General features: G+C 62.0%; 12 protein-coding genes and 1 pseudogene. 3 read left to right on the top strand and 10 right to left on the bottom strand.

Annotated elements, in window-relative coordinates; genetic code table 11:
- Window positions 1-183 precede the first annotated feature (183 nt).
- The 9 genes and pseudogenes from HRF45_06725 to HRF45_06685 form a co-directional block, all read right to left on the bottom strand.
- Window positions 184-261: pseudogene (locus tag HRF45_06725) on the bottom strand (PEP-CTERM sorting domain-containing protein).
- 871 nt (window positions 262-1,132) lie between these two features.
- Window positions 1,133-1,360: a PEP-CTERM sorting domain-containing protein gene (locus HRF45_06720; protein ID MEP0766219.1), complete on the bottom strand. Its 228-nt coding sequence runs from the start codon at window positions 1,358-1,360 to the stop codon at window positions 1,133-1,135.
- Window positions 1,361-2,234: 874 nt separating this feature from the next.
- Entirely contained in the window at window positions 2,235-3,311 is a 1,077-nt protein-coding gene (locus HRF45_06715; protein MEP0766218.1) for an isocitrate/isopropylmalate dehydrogenase family protein, read from the bottom strand.
- 9 nt (window positions 3,312-3,320) lie between these two features.
- Complete coding sequence (locus HRF45_06710; GenBank protein MEP0766217.1) at window positions 3,321-5,063, bottom strand: acyl-CoA dehydrogenase family protein; 1,743 nt, start codon at window positions 5,061-5,063, stop codon at window positions 3,321-3,323.
- An 85-nt stretch (window positions 5,064-5,148) separates the two neighbouring features.
- Complete coding sequence (locus tag HRF45_06705) at window positions 5,149-6,897, bottom strand: DUF5060 domain-containing protein (GenBank protein MEP0766216.1); 1,749 nt, start codon at window positions 6,895-6,897, stop codon at window positions 5,149-5,151.
- A complete protein-coding gene (locus tag HRF45_06700) occupies window positions 6,897-7,670 on the bottom strand; it encodes an ABC transporter ATP-binding protein (GenBank protein ID MEP0766215.1) in 774 nt (257 codons plus the stop codon). Before HRF45_06700 ends, HRF45_06705 begins: the two co-directional genes overlap by 1 nt.
- Complete coding sequence (locus HRF45_06695; GenBank protein ID MEP0766214.1) at window positions 7,667-8,884, bottom strand: branched-chain amino acid ABC transporter permease; 1,218 nt, start codon at window positions 8,882-8,884, stop codon at window positions 7,667-7,669. The genes HRF45_06700 and HRF45_06695 overlap by 4 nt, the downstream gene beginning before the upstream one ends.
- Window positions 8,884-9,795, bottom strand: a complete 912-nt coding sequence (locus HRF45_06690) for a branched-chain amino acid ABC transporter permease (GenBank protein MEP0766213.1) — start codon at window positions 9,793-9,795, stop codon at window positions 8,884-8,886. Before HRF45_06690 ends, HRF45_06695 begins: the two co-directional genes overlap by 1 nt.
- A 177-nt stretch (window positions 9,796-9,972) precedes the next feature.
- A complete protein-coding gene (locus HRF45_06685) occupies window positions 9,973-11,136 on the bottom strand; it encodes an ABC transporter substrate-binding protein (protein ID MEP0766212.1) in 1,164 nt (387 codons plus the stop codon).
- Window positions 11,137-11,267: 131 nt separating this feature from the next.
- Here HRF45_06685 and HRF45_06680 point away from each other — a divergent pair, with 131 nt between their 5' ends.
- Window positions 11,268-12,254 carry a tetratricopeptide repeat protein gene (locus HRF45_06680; GenBank protein MEP0766211.1) on the top strand — a complete coding sequence of 329 codons (987 nt, stop codon included), beginning with the start codon at window positions 11,268-11,270 and terminating at the stop codon, window positions 12,252-12,254.
- Window positions 12,255-12,350: 96 nt separating this feature from the next.
- Window positions 12,351-13,568, top strand: a complete 1,218-nt coding sequence (locus tag HRF45_06675) for a PDZ domain-containing protein (GenBank protein MEP0766210.1) — start codon at window positions 12,351-12,353, stop codon at window positions 13,566-13,568.
- On the opposite strand, the gene HRF45_06670 is transcribed toward HRF45_06675, so the two are convergent.
- Window positions 13,528-14,232, bottom strand: coding sequence for a uracil-DNA glycosylase (locus HRF45_06670; protein MEP0766209.1), 705 nt, complete (start codon window positions 14,230-14,232; stop codon window positions 13,528-13,530). The genes HRF45_06675 and HRF45_06670 overlap by 41 nt on opposite strands.
- A gap of 225 nt (window positions 14,233-14,457) precedes the next feature.
- Between HRF45_06670 and HRF45_06665 the strand changes: the two genes are divergently transcribed.
- Window positions 14,458-16,416, top strand: a complete 1,959-nt coding sequence (locus tag HRF45_06665; protein MEP0766208.1) for a DUF2961 domain-containing protein — start codon at window positions 14,458-14,460, stop codon at window positions 16,414-16,416.
- Window positions 16,417-16,489: the final 73 nt, after the last annotated feature.

The raw sequence follows: 16,489 nt of genomic DNA, 5'->3' as shown, positions 1-16,489 counted from the left end.
TTGCATTACAGTATATTTACTGGGTATATCGCGTAACCTAGGCTGCCCAGTGCTTGCAGACTCTAACTATGTTCTTGTCAGAGAGCGTATTCGCGCGTGGCGAAGTCGATGTTCGGGCTTTTTGCCGGGCGACATCTGGCCGCTGGAGCGCGATAACAACGGACCCCGCGCTCCGCTCAGACTCTAGCGCCGGCGTCGCCGAGCGAGCACTGCCAGGCCGATCCCGAGCACAGCTAGCGTGCCCGGCTCAGGAACCGCGTTGATGCGGTACGCCAGGTTAGCCGGGGCTCCCCACGATGGGCCGTTGCCGAATCCGCCGTTCGGGTTCGCCTGCAGCGATGAGGCATCGGCAAGATGGCCGGGGTACGTGGAGGCACCGATGCCGGACCATCCGAGCCCCTGCAGCGGCATCACGGGGATGAGGCCGATCCAGTACCTCTGGTTCGGGAGGAGCTCCAGGTTCAGCCCGGTGATTGTCACCAGGTGCTGGTTCGCGTAATCAGTAGCCCACGGGGTCACGAGCAGTTGCTCAGGACCGAAGAGGTAGTGCCCGACATCACCAGCGAGGTTGCTACCGGCCGCCGTTTGGCTGGAGTAGACCTCGAGCCGATAGGCATAGACATCCTCGGGCCCGGCCGCTGGTCCGGTCTCGTTGAAGAACCCGATAACGGCCTCGACTCGGCTGAGGATGTAACCGGTGTCGGTGGTCACGAAGTCGTCCGCCGCTACTACCTCGTAAAGGGGCGAACCCACGGTCTCCTGAGAAGCATAGATCCAGCCAGGGGTGTACGAGTTGTCCGGACCGATTTGGTCCATGATCGTTTCCGCCCGGGCAACGGCAGCGCCTACTGCCAGGGCAGAGATGGCGAGGATTCGTGTCGTCATATTGGACTCCCTTTCTGACTCAAGCCGGCGCAGACTATCGCGGCTCAGACCATGTAAGCGCGCGCCCGTGCGCCCGCCAGAGCAATCATCCAGCCGACAAGCAAGTTCCGTGCCGATCTCCCAGTCCGGGGGCGCGGACGCGCAACTTGGCCTGGAGACTTCGAGCGGGTCAAGAGGAAAGGGGCGGCTCGAGAGCCGCCCCTTTCAAGACACCCCGGCCGGAGAGATGGCCGGTGGAGGGCTGAGTCTACTTCCGCCGTCTTCGAACCAGAGCGAGCGCGCCGAGTCCCAAGAGGGCTACCGTACTCGGCTCCGGAACCGCCTCGACTCGATACGCGAAGTTCGCCTGGAGCGACCACCACGGTCCGTTTCCAAAGCCGCCGTTTGGGTTAGCCTGGAACGAGAAGCCGTTCGACGGCGTACCCTGATAGGTCGAGGCTCCGATACCGGACCAACCAAGACCCTGCAGCGGCATCACTGGGATGAGACCGACCCAGTAAGTCTGGTTCGGCGCAAGAACAAGGTTGAGTCCGGTGATCGTCACCAGGTGCTGGTTAGCGTAGTCCGTCGCCCACGGTGTCACCTGGAGCTGCTCGGGCCCGAAGAGGTAGTGGGCAACGTCGCCGGCTAGGCTGTTGCCAGCTGCGTCGGGGCTCGAGTAGATCTCCAGCCGATAAGCGTACACGTCGTCGGGACCGGCCGCGGGACCGGCATCATTGTGGAAGCCGATCACCGCCTGAACTTGCGTCAGAATATAGCCGGACGCCGTGGTGGTGAAGTCGTCGGCCGTGACTACCTCGTTGAGAGGCGATCCAACGGTCTCCTGGGAAGAGTATATCCAACCGGGAGTGTACGAGCTATCCGGACCGATCTGGTCCATGATAGTGTTGGGGGCTGCCCGGCATAGCCCGGCCAGAGTCACCAAGGCAAATAGGGCGAAGGCCCGAAGCTTCATGTAATCCTCCCTTTTCGTGATCGAGACTGCGCGGCCCAGGCCGGCGAGTGCTACGAAGCGAGAGGTCTTGCCTCGAAGCCTGATGCATTCCTGCCTCAGTACTTACCATCCAATATAGCAGGGGCACAACCTGGACACACCGCGGAGGCCATGTGGCTTCCGCCAAAGCAGTACCCTTATCATATCGCATTCGGGCCCTTGCGTCAAGTGTTCTCGACCGATTACCGCGGATTCGCCGGTGCGGTCAGGCAATTCGAATTGGCCCTGGGCAGCCGTCGGGCTGTGCGAAAGGCCCGCCACCTCGACCGGTGGAGGGCTGAGCCGAGTGGACGAGCCTGATTGGCGGTACAACGGAGGAGCGACTGGAGCATCTGAAGAGAAGCCAGGACCCGTGCTAAATGCCCTGCATGCGGCGAACGATGGCGTCCGCCATTTCCCATGTCCCCACGGCGGTAGGGTCATCGCGGGTCGGCTTGAAGTCGTAGGTAACGTACTTCCCCTCTTCGATGACCTCGGCAACCGCACGCTCCACACGGTCGGCAGCCTCGGTCTCGCCGATATGCCGAAGCATCAGGACGCCGCTCAGGATCATCGCGGTCGGGTTGACCTTGTTTTGCCCGGTGTACTTGGGTGCCGAGCCGTGCGTCGCCTCGAACAACGCACCCTTGTCGCCTACGTTGGCACCCGGCGCGACGCCTAGGCCCCCAACGAGACCGGCACATAGGTCACTCAGGATGTCGCCGTACAGGTTCGGCATTACCAACACGTCGGACTCTTCGGGCCGCATTACGAGCTGCATGCACATTGCGTCCACGAGGGTCTCCGTGTACGCCACTTGCCCTTCGTAGGCCTTCGCCACCTCACGTGCGACCTCATAGAACAGCCCGTCGGTGTACTTCATGATATTGGCCTTGCACACCGCCGTAACTTTGCGCCGCCCGTTTTTCACGGCATACTCGAAGGCGTAGCGAACGATCCTTCGAGACCCCTCTTCGGAGATCGGCTTGATAGAGATGGCCGAACCGGCTGCGATCTTCCCTCCCGACATCTCGATCACGCGGTTGGCCTCGTCACTTCCCTTGGGCCATTCGACACCCGCATACAGGTCCTCGGTATTCTCCCGTACGACCACCAGGTCCACGTTGTCATAGCGACTGCGGACGCCCTTGTAGCTCTTGCATGGCCGTACACAGGCATACAGGTTGAGTTCGTGTCGCAGCGCCACATTGACACTTCGGAAGCCGGTGCCGATTGGCGTCGTGATGGGTCCCTTCAGCGCCACCCCGTTCCGCCGGATGGACTCCAGCGTCTGCTCCGGCAACAGCGTCCCGTGAGTCGCCAAGGCGGACTCGCCTGCGATCGCCTCTTCCCACTCGATGCTGGCACCCGAGTGCTCCAGCACGTGGCGAGTGGCTGCGCACAGCTCCGGCCCCGTGCCGTCCCCCGGAATGATCGTTACTTTTCGTGCCATGTTTCCCTCTTAGCCGAACGGGTAACCGTCCGATTCCAGTGTTTTCTGTGCGATGGTCTCGACCAGCGGTGCCACTTCGATGCGCTCTTGCGAAACGCATGCCTCTAGCTTCGCCGGGTCGCTGCCCACGGCGAGCAGCACGTCCCTCGACAGCCGTATCGCCTCTGCATACGCCTGGTGAGCGTAGTAGCTTGCTGCGGCTTGCGCCACCCGACCGATTGCGGCGTCCTCTCGGAGCTTTTCCGCTCGCGCCACCACCGTGTCCGCCGCGTACAGCTTGCCCATCAGGTCGGTCATATCCGCCAGAACCAACTGGTGCGAAGCGCGCTCGGGATTGGACAGGCAGTGGATAGCGCAGTGGAGCAGCATCGTTCGGATAGCTCCCGTGCTGCGTGCGGCGGGGTCTGCAGGCGCAGGCTCCTCGAGTTGTCTGTCCAGCGCCTCGACCAGCAAGGACCGCTTCTCCTCGTCCGTCTCGGCCAGCCCCTTCATCATGCGCGCGTAGGCGAACAACCGGTTCATCTCGTTCGAGCCTTCATAGATCCGGCTTACTCGAGCATCACGCCAGTGGCGCGCCACGTCGTACTCTTCGGTGAAGCCGTAGCCGCCGTGGATCTGGATTGCCTCGTCACAGATGTAAGCCTGCGCCTCGGAGCACGCGAGCTTGACGAGCGAGCACTCTGCGGCGAACTCATGGACGGCGCGGGCATTGTCATCGGCCAGAGTGAGGCTAGAGGGGTCCACGGTGGCCAGCGCTCGATCGAGCAGGTCGCCTGTGCGATATAGGATGCTCTCGCCGGCGAAGTACTCGGTCACCATCCTAGCGAGCTTTCTTCTGATCAGCCCGAACTCGCAGATCGGCTTTCCGAACTGCTTGCGTTCCTTGGAATAGACGGTGGCGAGGCGAAGTGACTCCCGTGCCGGCCCCAACGCCATTGCACCCAGCTTGAACCGGCCGATGTTCAGCGCGTTCAGGGCGACCACGTGCCCTTTGCCAGGCTTGTACAGCAGGTTCTCTACGGGTACCAGCGCATCATCCAGGGTCACGCGCGCGGTGGAAGAGCCCTTCATCCCGAGCTTATGTTCTTCCCTCTCCACTCCCACGCCGGGGAAGCTGCGCTCCACGATGAACGCCGTCAGCTTGGAACCCTCGAGCTGGGCGAATACGATGAACACGTCGGCCCACTTCGCGTTGGTGATCCACATCTTGGTGCCATTCAGGACGTAGTGCTTGCCGTCAGCCGAGGGAACCGCGCGGCTCGCCGAGTTGAGTGCGTCGCAGCCATAGTTCGGCTCGCTCAACGCATAGGCGCCCATCCATTCTCCGGAGTTGAGCTTCGGCAGGTACTTGGCCTTTTGCTCGGGCGTGCCGAAGAGGGCGATGGGAAGTTGCGCGATGCCGGACTGCACCCCGATGGTGACGGCAAAGGAGCCGTTGAGAGATACCATCTCTTGGATTCGGGCTCCCACGCGCTTGCTCAAGCCGAGTCCCCCATACTCCTCCGGAGCATCCGGACCCGCCAAGCCCAGCTCCGCCGCCTTGCGGAAGAGCTGTAGCATCAGACCGTCCTCTTGAGCGTCGAGTCGGTCCTGCACGGGCAGCACCTCGCCCCGACAGAACTTCTCCGCGGTCTCTGCCATCAGCCGCTCGTCGGCGGAGAACTCCTCCGGGATGAAGATGTCGGTGATTGGGATGCCATGAAGTGCGAACTCGCCCCCTCGCGGTTTCAAGGCTTCGATGCCTACTGCCATGTCAACCTCCTTAGAAACGTAACGCCTCCGCCGCTTTCGGTAGAGGCTTGCACCCCCCATAACCGCGCCATTCTACCATTCCCTCTCAGCGCACCCTGGTAAGCAAAATTGACAAGTCTGAGGTGAACGGTTCGGTGCGCAGTCGGATCGCTCCGCTACGTGCTACCACCTGCTGCGATGCCAGTTCCTCACCCCTGTGCGTGTCCCACCAGATCACCTTCCATTCACCGTCCTTGGCTCCACGTAGCTCCAGCGACGTCGGGGGATGCGTGGCATCCTCCCCTTTCCAGTCGCGCCATGTATAGGTCTCGGACCGCAACCACACGAAGCCTCCATGGTCGCTCACGACCCCCGTGCACACCACTCCGTCGGGCGTCTTCTCGAAGGTGATGGGTCGCATGGGGGACTTCGTCCATGGCACCTGCCGCACTGCGTCGGCGAAAGGCTTGAATACGCCCCAGAGATTGGCGGGCGCAACGTAGTTGTCCCACCACCAATTCAGGGCACCGCCCGCGAAGCCGGAGGCCGCCGCCTGCCAAAGGCCCGTTCGCAAATTGACAGCAAGCCCCTGAGCATCGAACTCCCGGTCCGGCTTTTTGAAGTCGATGCCCAACTCCGTTAGCAAGTGTGGTTTTCCGAACTGCGCATTCTCTCGGCCCAGCATCTCGATCCGATCGGCCAGATCGGTTCGGGTGCCATCGCCGTAGAGGTGGTTCGTGAGCAGCCCGATCCCGCCGAGTTTCCACACTGCCTCGGATCCGTAGCTTGTGGTTACAAGGTGGTTGTAAGGATCCTGTGCCAATAACTCTCGCGACATCTCGTGGACCCAGTAGTCGGGTGCGTGAACCTCGTTCCACAGCTCCCAGCCGAAAAGCGAAGGGTATGCAGCATACCGAGCCACGGTGTACTCTAGACGACGGCGATAGAATGAACGCGCTTTCAGGTCAGTGAAGAACTCCTTCGGGTCCTTGCATGGGCCGCCCAGAGCTGCGTTGTAGGGGTTCACCTGCCATAGCTGCTCGTTCCAGAAGCCCTTATCCTGCTTCAGCTCGCCGTAGGTGCCCAAGCAGAGTAGCACACGAATACCGTGCCTCTCGGCCGCTGCGAGCAACCCATCCAAGAGCCAAGCGTTATCCAGGCTGTACTTACCGAGTCCGTAGTACGTACCTCTGCGCCAGGTGCCGTCTTGCTGGTCGCTCCACTCTAGGCCTGCCCATCCTGGGAAGCTCCAGACTCGCACCAAGTTGCCCCCGTTTTCCGAGAGCTTCTTGAACCACTCCTCGTAGTCGTCCAGGCCCCGGTCTCCGGGCCAACCTAGGTTCAGCCCGACGGCGAAGAACGGCTCACCGCCTTCGTATTCCAGGTAGCCGGGGGAAGACTTGCTCGGCTGAATGGTCCCTTTGCGTTGCGAGGAGGCGACTTCGACGCGGTACGACTTGGATTCGGTTCGCGATTTCAGGTCCACCGCCGCGATCTTCACGCTCCATCGGCCCGCGCGCGTAGGCCGAAAGCGCACCCGCCACTCGGGGTCGCCCTCTCGTTTCAGCGTCTCCCTTCCCCCTATTACCGAGCGAGAGAAGTCCTGGTAGAAGAAGGCCGGGACCAGCCACTTGGTTTCCCTCGGTCCCGAGATCTCGGCGGTCACCTCGACCTGCGCACGGTGGAAAGGGTTGGTGTACGAGCCCTTCAGGAGCACCCGAATCTCGACCATTCGGTTAGCCTCTGCCCGTGCGGGGCAGACTACCTCAGTGATGGTGAGTTGCTCGGACGAGTGCATGGGAACCCGGAGGTCATCTGCCCCCGCTGTGAGTGCCAGCAGAAGCGCGAGCAGCATCAGTTGGCCTCACCGAGGTACGCCTCGATCACCCGGGGGTCCCGCCGGATGTCTTCTGGAGTACCCTCTGCGATCTTGGCGCCATGGTCCAGTACCACGATGCGTTCGCACACTCCCATCACCACGCGCATGTCGTGCTCGATAAGTAGGATGGTTTGCCTGAACTCATCGCGCAGGCGCCGGATCATCTGCATCAGCTCCTCGCTCTCGCGGGGGTTCATGCCTGCGGCGGGCTCATCGAGCAGGAGCAACTTTGATCGGGTAGCCAGTGCGCGGGCAATCTCGAGACGCCGCTGCACTCCATACGGGAGGTCTGCTGCTCGGGCCGAAGCGCAGTCGGCGAGTCCCATCAGGTCCAACATTTCCATGGCCTCGCTCCGGAAACGCTGAGTTTCGAGCAACGCCGAGGGGAGTAGTCCGATTGCAGAGGCCAACGAGGAGCGATGTCGCAGGAAGCAGCCCACTACGACATTCTCGAGGGCGGTCATCGAGCCAAAGAGTCGGATATTCTGGAACGTGCGGGCGATGCCACGCGCGGCAACCTGAAACGGTCGTAGTCCCACGAGCGACTTGCCCTGGAAGCTAATGGAGCCTGCGGTCGGTTCGTACACGCCCGTAATCATGTTGAAGGCGGTCGTCTTGCCGGCGCCGTTGGGCCCGATCATGCCGAAGAGTTGCCCGTCGTGAACGTGCAAGTCCAGCCTATCCACAGCCACCAGGCCGCCAAAGCGGATGGTAGCCTGGTCAAGCCTCAACAGCGGGCCGTTGGTCAACTGCGCGCCTCCGAGGTGGATTTGCCCAGGCCCAGCATCCTGCCCAGAGCTGCGAGCGAGAACTCGGAGCGCCCCAGCAAGCCCTGTGGCCGTGCCAGCATGATAATGATGAGGCTGAGCGCGAAGAGCACCATTCGTAGGTCGGACGGCCGATACATTTTGGTCAGCGCTGGGGCCAGGATCGACACGTCGCTTAGGAGCTTCCCGGCTACCACTCCTAGGATCACAGCTGCCACCACGGTCCCGCCCCACGCGGCGAATGTAGCCGCTCGTCCAGGCCGTAGTCGACGGCACCCCCCGCTGGTGATGAGCGCCCCAACCAGCATAAACACCGCCACCCCGTACAGCTGGCCGGCAGGAATCGGCGAGATATAAGCGAGCCGTTCCTGCAGGGCGATGAGCGTGACTGCTGCGATGAGCGAACCCGTGATGCTCCCGGAGCCCCCGACGACTACCATGGTAAGCACAATAAAGGATACGTCCATCTTGAACGAGTCTGGCGACAAGAACTCCTCGTAGTGTCCGTAGACCGATCCGGCAGCGCCCGCCAGCGCAGCTCCGATCACGAATGCCCACACTTTGAAGCGGGTGGTGTTTACGCCCATTGCGTCGGCCGCCACCTCGTCCTCGCGGATGGCTAGGAAGGCCAAACCATGCCCGGTCTTGCACAGGTTCCGTGATACCGCAACCGTGATGACGACGAGCAAGAGGACATAAGAGAGCTGCGTCAACCCAGGAATGCCCGTCATGCCATAGGACCCGCCCAGCCACTTCTGGTTCAGCACGATGATGCGCACGATCTCGCCGAATCCGAGTGTGGCTATGGCCAAGTAGTCGCCCTTGAGCCGCAGCGATGGCAACCCTACCGCCCAGCCAGCGAGCCCGGCGAACACCGCACCGATGCACGTGACGAGCAGCAGCAAGAGCGGTCCCGGCAACCCCGATTCCGTGAGAACGCGTGAGGACATGTAGGCAGCAGAGTAAGCGCCCACTTGGTAGAAGGCGGCGTGACCGATGGAAAACTGCCCCGTGATGCCGTTGATGAGGTTCAGGCTGACCGCAAGGATGCTGTAGAAGCTGCAGAGGTAGATGACACGGCGCCAACTTGCCGCAGCCCCCTTCAGCATGTAGTTGTCTACGTAGTTACCGATAATCCACACCAGCACCAGCACCGCGATGATGCTCAAGATGCGGGCGGTCCAGTAGCGCCCCATCAGACCTTCTCCGCCTTCGCGCTGCCGAGCAGTCCACCAGGACGCAGTAGCAGCACCACGATGAGGATGACAAACGCCACGGCGTCACGGTAGTTGGAGAAACCGATCGCCGAGACGCCGGTCTCGGCGAGCCCCATGAGCATGCCTCCGAGGGCGGCGCCGGGGATGTTGCCGATGCCGCCCAGCACCGCCGCCACGAACGCTTTGACGCCGGGCATCAGGCCGTACACGTTGTTGAGGGTCGTGCCCAGGAAGGTGGCGTTAAGCATGGCCGCAGCACCAGCTAGCGCAGAGCCCACGGCGAAGGTGAACGTCACCACCTTGTTAACATTCACGCCCATCAGAGCCGCTGCGTCGAAGTCGTGCGACGCAGCGCGCATGCCACGCCCCATCTTGGTGCCCATCACCAGCCAACGCAGGATGAACATGAGCAGCACCGACATGGCTAGGATGGTCATCTTGCCGATGTCCACACGCACGGCGCCGACGGAAAAGGAGGGCGGGAAGGGCATCACGTCGGGTGAGATGGCAGGTGGTGGGTTGATCGGGAAGACGAGAATGGCGACGTTCTGCAAAAAGAGCGAGACGCCGATGGCAGTAATGAGAGAGGCGATGCGCGGCTGCTTTCGGAGCGGGCGATAGGCGAAGTACTCGATCGACATGCCGAGCAGCATGCACACGGCCATCGCTCCCAGCAGCATCACCACCAACTTCCATACGGCCGGCTCGGCAGGAGCTTGTAGCCAGCGAGAGATGAAGAGTGCGGTGAACGCCCCGACCATGTACACCTCGCCGTGCGCGAAGTTGATGAGCCGGAGCACTCCATAAACCATTGTGTAGCCGAGGGCGATCAGTGCATAGACCGCCCCCGCCTGCAATCCGACGATGATCTGTTGGATCAGTTCATCCATGAAGCCGTTCGCTCAGCATACCTTTCCCGTGCCAAGCGACTTGCAATCGATGCCTCCGCCGCTTGCGGTAGTGGTGCCCGGGCTATCCGAGATGAGCCTCCCTCGCAAGCGGGGGAGGCATGTCCCGTCCACACCCTATCCGACGTCCACCTGCCTAGGAGCGCCACGCCGTGCGGACTATTCGGTAGGATCGAACCACTCCACGCTCTGGATCGCCTTGAACGCGCCGTCCGGTTGGATTTCAATCATCACGATGGGCTTGCGCGCGTTGCCTTTGTCGTCAATCGAGATCACGCCCGTCGCGCCCCGGAAGCCCTCCGTGTCGCGGATCGCCTTCTTCAACGCCTCTGGCTCCGTCGTGCCCGCGCGCTTGATGGCATCAATCAGCACGAGTGCAGAGTCGTATCCTAGTGCCGCGATAGCCTCGGGACGCCTACCGTATTTTGCCTGGTACGCCTTCACGAAAGCCTGCGCCTCGGGTCTCGGATCGTCCGGCGTGAAGTGGTCGGAGAAGAAGCAACCCACGATGGCCTTTCCCGCATTCTGGAACAGCTCCGGATTGTCCCAGCCGTCCCCTCCCAGGAAGGGCACGTCCAGCCCGATGGACCTTGCCTGGCGAATGATAGCCACCACCTCGGTGTGGTATCCGGGGAGAAACACCACCTGCGGATTGGCGGTCTTGATCTTCACGAGCTGCGACTGGAACTCGGCGTCGCCCCGCTGGTAGTACTGCTCGATCACGATGTTCGCGCCTTTTCGCTTGGCATACGCGCGGAAGCTGTCGGCCAGCCCTTCGGCATAGGGGTTCTTGCGATCGATCAGCAGCGCGATGTTTTTCCATCCGCGATCCAGAGCGAAGCGCGCGCACGCTGCGCCTTGGAAATCGTCGGTGTAACACACACGGTTGAAAGATGGGCCGATTTCGGCCAAGTCCACGCGCGTAGACGCCGAGCTGATGAGCGGGATCCCGGCCTTCTGCGCCACTTCGGCGCCCATCTTGGTATTGCCGGAAGCGACCTCACCCAAGAGCGCCACCACACCGAACTCGTTGACCAGCTTCTCCGAGACGGTCTTCGAGCGCTCCGGTGTGCTCATGTCGTCCTCGATGAGCAGCTCCAGCTTCTTCCCCAAGACGCCGCCTGCCGCGTTCGCTTCGTCGATCGCTAGCGTCACCGCCTCCTTGGTTGCCTGCCCCCAGTTGGCGCTGTCGCCCGTCAAGCTGGTGAACAGACCCACCTTGATGGTATCCCCGTCGCTTGACTTTTCCTCAGGGCCCCCACAGCCCGCAGCGAAGACACCAAGTGCCAGGGCAACCATCCAAACTCCCCATGCGTTCTTCATTCTTTCAACCCTCCGGTAGTCGGCTGACCGTCGCGGCCGAGCCTGCTCCTGGTTCGCGTCGAGCGCAGAGATTCCTGCAAGCACTTGCGACGCAGGGAGTCACCGCCGGAAAGCGAAATGAGTTTGTTAGAATGGAGGACTCGACCCGACTCCGAGAGCTACAGACTCGTGCTAAGAGGTTGATCGACAGCGGCGCCCATGGAGAGGCGCTCGCGATCATTGACCAGGTCATCCAGGAACATCCTGAGAGCGCAGCGTGTCATGCCATCCGAGGCGCGGCCCTGAGTCGGCTGGGGAGGGCCGAGGAGAGCCGCGCTGCGTTCGAGCGTGCCGTGCTCCTCGAGCCGAACGAGGCCCGTCACCACTTCAACCTGGCTTCGCAACTCCGCGGCATGGGTCTCATGAGTGAAGCGTTGGAAGCCGCCGAGCAGGCGTCGGCGCTGAACCCGGAACTGCCGCAACTTCGGGAACTGCTAGGGGACTTGCGCATGGAGTCACCGCCTTCCGAAGACGCGACGTACCGTGGGAGCGCAGTAGAGGACGTACCATCGTCGGCCGGCAACGAGGCGGAGCCACCGCCTCCGCCGATCATGGAGTCCGCTGCGAGCGCCGAGTTGGCCGACGGGGAGCCCCTGGCGATCCGGAAGTGGAACTGGGGCGCATTCTGGCTGACCGGGCTGTGGGCAATCAGCCACCGGCTGTACGTCGCCGGCATCGCCATCTTCCTCGCACACATCGTGTCGTTGGTGGTCTACGGCGTTATCACGGTGCAAGTCATCCCGCCGATCGTCAAGCACCAGGTGACTGTCGGCACGGAGATGGCTCCCGAGGACGTAGAACGGCTAATGGCCCCCTATGCAGTTCCAGCCAACATCGCCCAACTCCTCGGCTTGGCAGCGTTGGTAGCGGCCATTTGGTTCGGGGCGTCGGGCAACCGCTGGGCTTGGCGGGCTCGTGCGTTCCGAGACGTAGACCACTTTTTCGTGGTGCAGCGGCTGTGGATGGTCTGGGCATGGATCGTCGTTGGTGCGGCCATCTTGTTGAGCTGCCTGTTCTTCATCGTCATCATCGCCTCGGTCGCCTCTAACCTGCCATTGACGCCCCAAGGCGCGGAGTAGCAGAGGCGTGAGTCTCACAACCAGCACTCACATCGGATACACTCGCGTCATAGACTCGTGCGTCGCTCCCGACGCCGATTGCCCGGAGGAAGGCCTTTGATCCTGGTCAAGTTGCTCTCGTTGACGCTCCTGCAGGCGACGCAGTCACTGCTGCCCGCGCTGGACAAGGCCGTCGAAGTGCCGATGGACTTCGACGGCGAGGCCATCTTCGTGAAGGGCTCCGTGAATGGCAAGCCTGCGACGTTCTTTCTCGACACCGGGTTCTCGGGCGCGTTGCTGCTGTCGGATCGGATCAACGTGGGCCCCAAGGCGGGCACACAAAGGATGATTGACTTCGTGGGCTCCTTCGAGGTGCCGACAGTAGAAGTGAAGAGCCTGCTCGTGGGGGAGATGAATCTGGTGGCCAAGGAGATCGAGGTGCCGCAGTGGCACGTCGCAGATATCGGACGAGCCTACGGCCGCCACTGTGACGGCATTCTGGGCTTGCAGGCCCTCAGCCCCTATGTCGTCGAGTTCAACTTCAAAGACAAGAAGTTGGTCTTCCATCCTCGTGACAAGGTTGACATCACCAAACGGACGCCGGACGGTGCCTCGACCTTTTTGGTGAAGATGCTCCCGAGCGGCAGGGACGTGATCAACTTGGAGGTCGGCTTTGGCACGTTGAAGAAGGCGATGGCCTTCGACACGGGCAACGCCTTTTACGTCGCGGGATACAAGGAAGACCTTATCAAGGCCGGGCGGTTCTCGGAGCACGAGGACCCGCGGTACATGCACAAGACGATGGTTGCTTCTGGCGCCACGGACAGCTTCGACTGGTGGGCTCACGACTTCACCATCGGCGGAATTCCCGTTCAACACGCAGTGTGGAGCATCCACGATCTGCCTTCTGCGGACGTAACTTCCGGCGGGACGATCGGCATTCGCTTCATCCGGGACTTCAACGTGACGGTGGATTACCGGCGCAGGCACCTGTGGTTCGAGCGCATCTCGGACGGAGGCTTCGTTCCGCCGCCCGGTGAGCCAGGGTTGCGGGCCTACTTCGATTCCGATCGCGGCAGGTGGGTAGTTTTTACTACCAAGTCCGACTCGCCTGCGGCCAAAGCAGGGATCAAGGAAGGCGACGTCATTCTAGACGTTGCCGGCAAGGACCTCCGCGTAGCCACGCACAAGCAGTTCGAAGACTTGCTGAACGGCCCTCCGGGCAGCAAAGTGTCCATCCGTATCAGCCGCGAGGGCAACCTGATGCGCTTCGAACTGGAGCGTGCCCACCTGATCAACGGGACAGGACCGAGCCAACCTGCGGAGAGCCAGTAGCGTCGGCCAGTTCTCGAGCGCGGAGTAGCACGGCAAGCAGCATCTGGGGCGTGAGCTTGCCTGTAAAAGTATTCTGCTGGCTCGGGTGGTAGGAGGCCAGGAGAGACTTGCCGCTCAGCACCGCCTCCGCGCCGTGAGAGAAAGGTAGCGCCCTCTCGCCAGGGGAAGCCAACTCCCGCACGCAGGCCTCGTAGGCCGTTCTTCCGAGTGCCACGATCACACACAGGCGAGGAAGGAGCGATAGCGTGCGAGTGAGGAAGGGTTTGCAGTTGCGTACCTCCTCGGGAGTCGGCTTGTTGGCTGGTGGGGCGCAGTGTGTAACGGCAGTGATGTACACGTCCCACAGTCTCATGCCGTCGTCCCGGCTCACCGAGGCCGACTGAGACGCAAAACCCGCATCGAACAGCGCCTGAAACAGGAAGTCGCCACTCCGGTCGCCGGTGAAGATGCGACCCGTCCGATTGCCTCCGTGTGCGCCTGGAGCGAGGCCTACCAGCAGTATGCGCGCTTCCGGATCGCCGAAGTTGGGAACCGGACGGCCCCAATAGACATGGTCGCGGTACGCCGCTCGCTTGACCGCCGCAACGTGGCGGCAGTGTTCGACAAGCCGCGGACAGCGGGCGCATGCTACGATCGTGCGCTCCAGGGCGACAAGGTCACGCATGTTCCCCGGTTCCACGTCCTCTGACCCGTCCCTGCGGCAGGAGCCCGTGGTAGGGGACGCGAAGCGGGAGGAGAAGAAGGTTTGCACACCCTGGGTTCCCGCCTTCGCGGGAATGACAGAGTAAGCTTCGTGTTCACCCTGGTACCTGTCATCCCAGCAAATCATTTGTCGTTCCCGCGAAGGCGGGAACCCAGCATGAGTGCAGTCTAGAAGGAGCCAAGCACCGTGTACCATCTCATCGCAACATCCCTCGTGGCAATTGCCCAGGCATCGGTGCCGATCACCGTAGATAGGCTGATCTCGGACATGACGTCCCTGGACCGGTTGACACGCTTCCCCCATCCCCCATACATCACCAGGCAGGCGAGCAGCTATGACCGGGCCGCGAAGTCGCCCACCGAGAATTGGTTTGCCAACGGTGACGCCGGGCAATACATCCGAAGCGAAAAGGTGGGCGACCGCGAGGAGTGGGTTATGATGGACGCGGCCGGCCCAGGCGTCATCGTGCGCATCTGGTCCGCGAACCCTGCCGGCACAGTTAGGTTCTACTTGGACAATTCGGACAAGCCGACCATCGAGATGAAACTGGCGGACCTGCTAAGCGGCAAGACCGAGCCGTTCCTCGACCCGATTGCTCACGTAAGGTCCTCGGGTTGGAATCTTTACTTCCCTATCCCCTACTCTCGGCACTGCAAGGTCACGCTCTCCGAAGACCCCGCGGTGAGGCATGTCTACTATCACATCAACTATCGGACCTACCCATCCGGCACGCTGGTGCGCAGCTTCACGATGGCACAGGCGGAAGAGGCCGTGGCGAAGCACGACCTGGCCAAGGAGCTGATGGAACCCAGGCAGGCAGTGTCGGCATTGGGATCTCCGAGTCCGATCGCCGTCACCATCGAGCCGGGCAGATCGGCCACCATCTTCGAAGCGAAAGGACCTGCCGACATCACGGGCTTCGTCCTGAGGTGCGAGGCGGAGGATGTGGCCAAGGCGCTGAGAGGGTGTGTGCTGACCGGGGTCTTCGACGGCAAGGAGACCATCTGGGCGCCGGTCGGAGACTTCTTCGGGACGGCACCCGGTATCAATCCGTTTGACGCCGTTCCTTTGCAGGTCAATGAGAACGGAGAAATGATCTGTAGATGGATCATGCCGTTCCAGCAGGGTGCCCGCCTGCGCATCAGCAACAACACCGAAAAGCCCGTCCGCTTCCAGGGACGTGCCGCGGTGCAGCCGAGGAAGGCCGACCCGAGCCGCCTTCTGTTCCACGCGAAGTGGCGCACCGAAAAAATGCCCACACGCCCTATGCGCGATTGGAACTACCTGACGGCGACCGGCAGGGGCATCTTCGTGGGCAACTCCCTGCACGTCACCAACCCTGTGTCGCCATGGTGGGGCGAAGGGGACGAGAAGATATACATTGACGGCGAGACGTTCCCGAGCACCTTCGGCACGGGGACCGAAGACTACTACGGCTATGCCTGGTGCAATCCGACTCCCTTCTTCCACCTGTACCACAACCAGCCGAGGTGTGACGGGCCAGGCAATAAGGGACATACCCTGGTCAACCGTTTCCACATCTTGGACGACTACCCGTTCAACACGTCGTTCCGCTTCGATATGGAGGTTTGGCACTCACAGCAGACGCAGGTCGACTACGCAGTGACGGTGTACTGGTATGCCACGAAGGAGAGTACGGACGGCTTTCAGCCCGCGTCTGTCCACGACCTCGTGATTCAGCCGGTGCCGGAGCGCATCCGCGTGCCCGGCGCCATCGAGGGCGAGAACTTGCGCGTTGTGGAGTGCACCGGCGGCATTCACGAGCGCCAAGGGATGGCGGACGTGGCATCGAACGACGCGCACCTGTGGTGGCGCGACGGCAAGCCCGGCGACAGGCTGAAGCTCGCTTTCGAGGCACCGGGAAGTGCACCGTTCTCCATCGTAGGTAACTTCTGCAAGGCTGCCGACTACGGGATCATCCAGTTCTACGTCAACGGCCAGAAGGTCGGCGGACCCGTTGACTTCTACAACGACGGCATAGTGTACGAAAAGCGCGTGATCGGGGTGGTGGACCTGAAACGCGGTGAGAACATCCTGGAAGCCGAGATCGTTGGCGCCAACGAAAAGACGATCAAGCGCTACATGATGGGCCTAGACTATATCGTCGTCGAACTCGTGCCTTAGAGGATCGCCGGGCTGACACAACGGACGGGAAACGACGTCTAATACTGGGAGAGCCGCCGCAAGCCGGTCTGCG

This window comes from Fimbriimonadia bacterium, from assembly GCA_039961735.1.
Classification (GTDB): Bacteria; Armatimonadota; Fimbriimonadia; order Fimbriimonadales; family JABRVX01; genus JABRVX01.
Note: the sequence above shows the minus strand (reverse complement) of the source record. Positions and strands in the feature narration are given on the sequence as shown.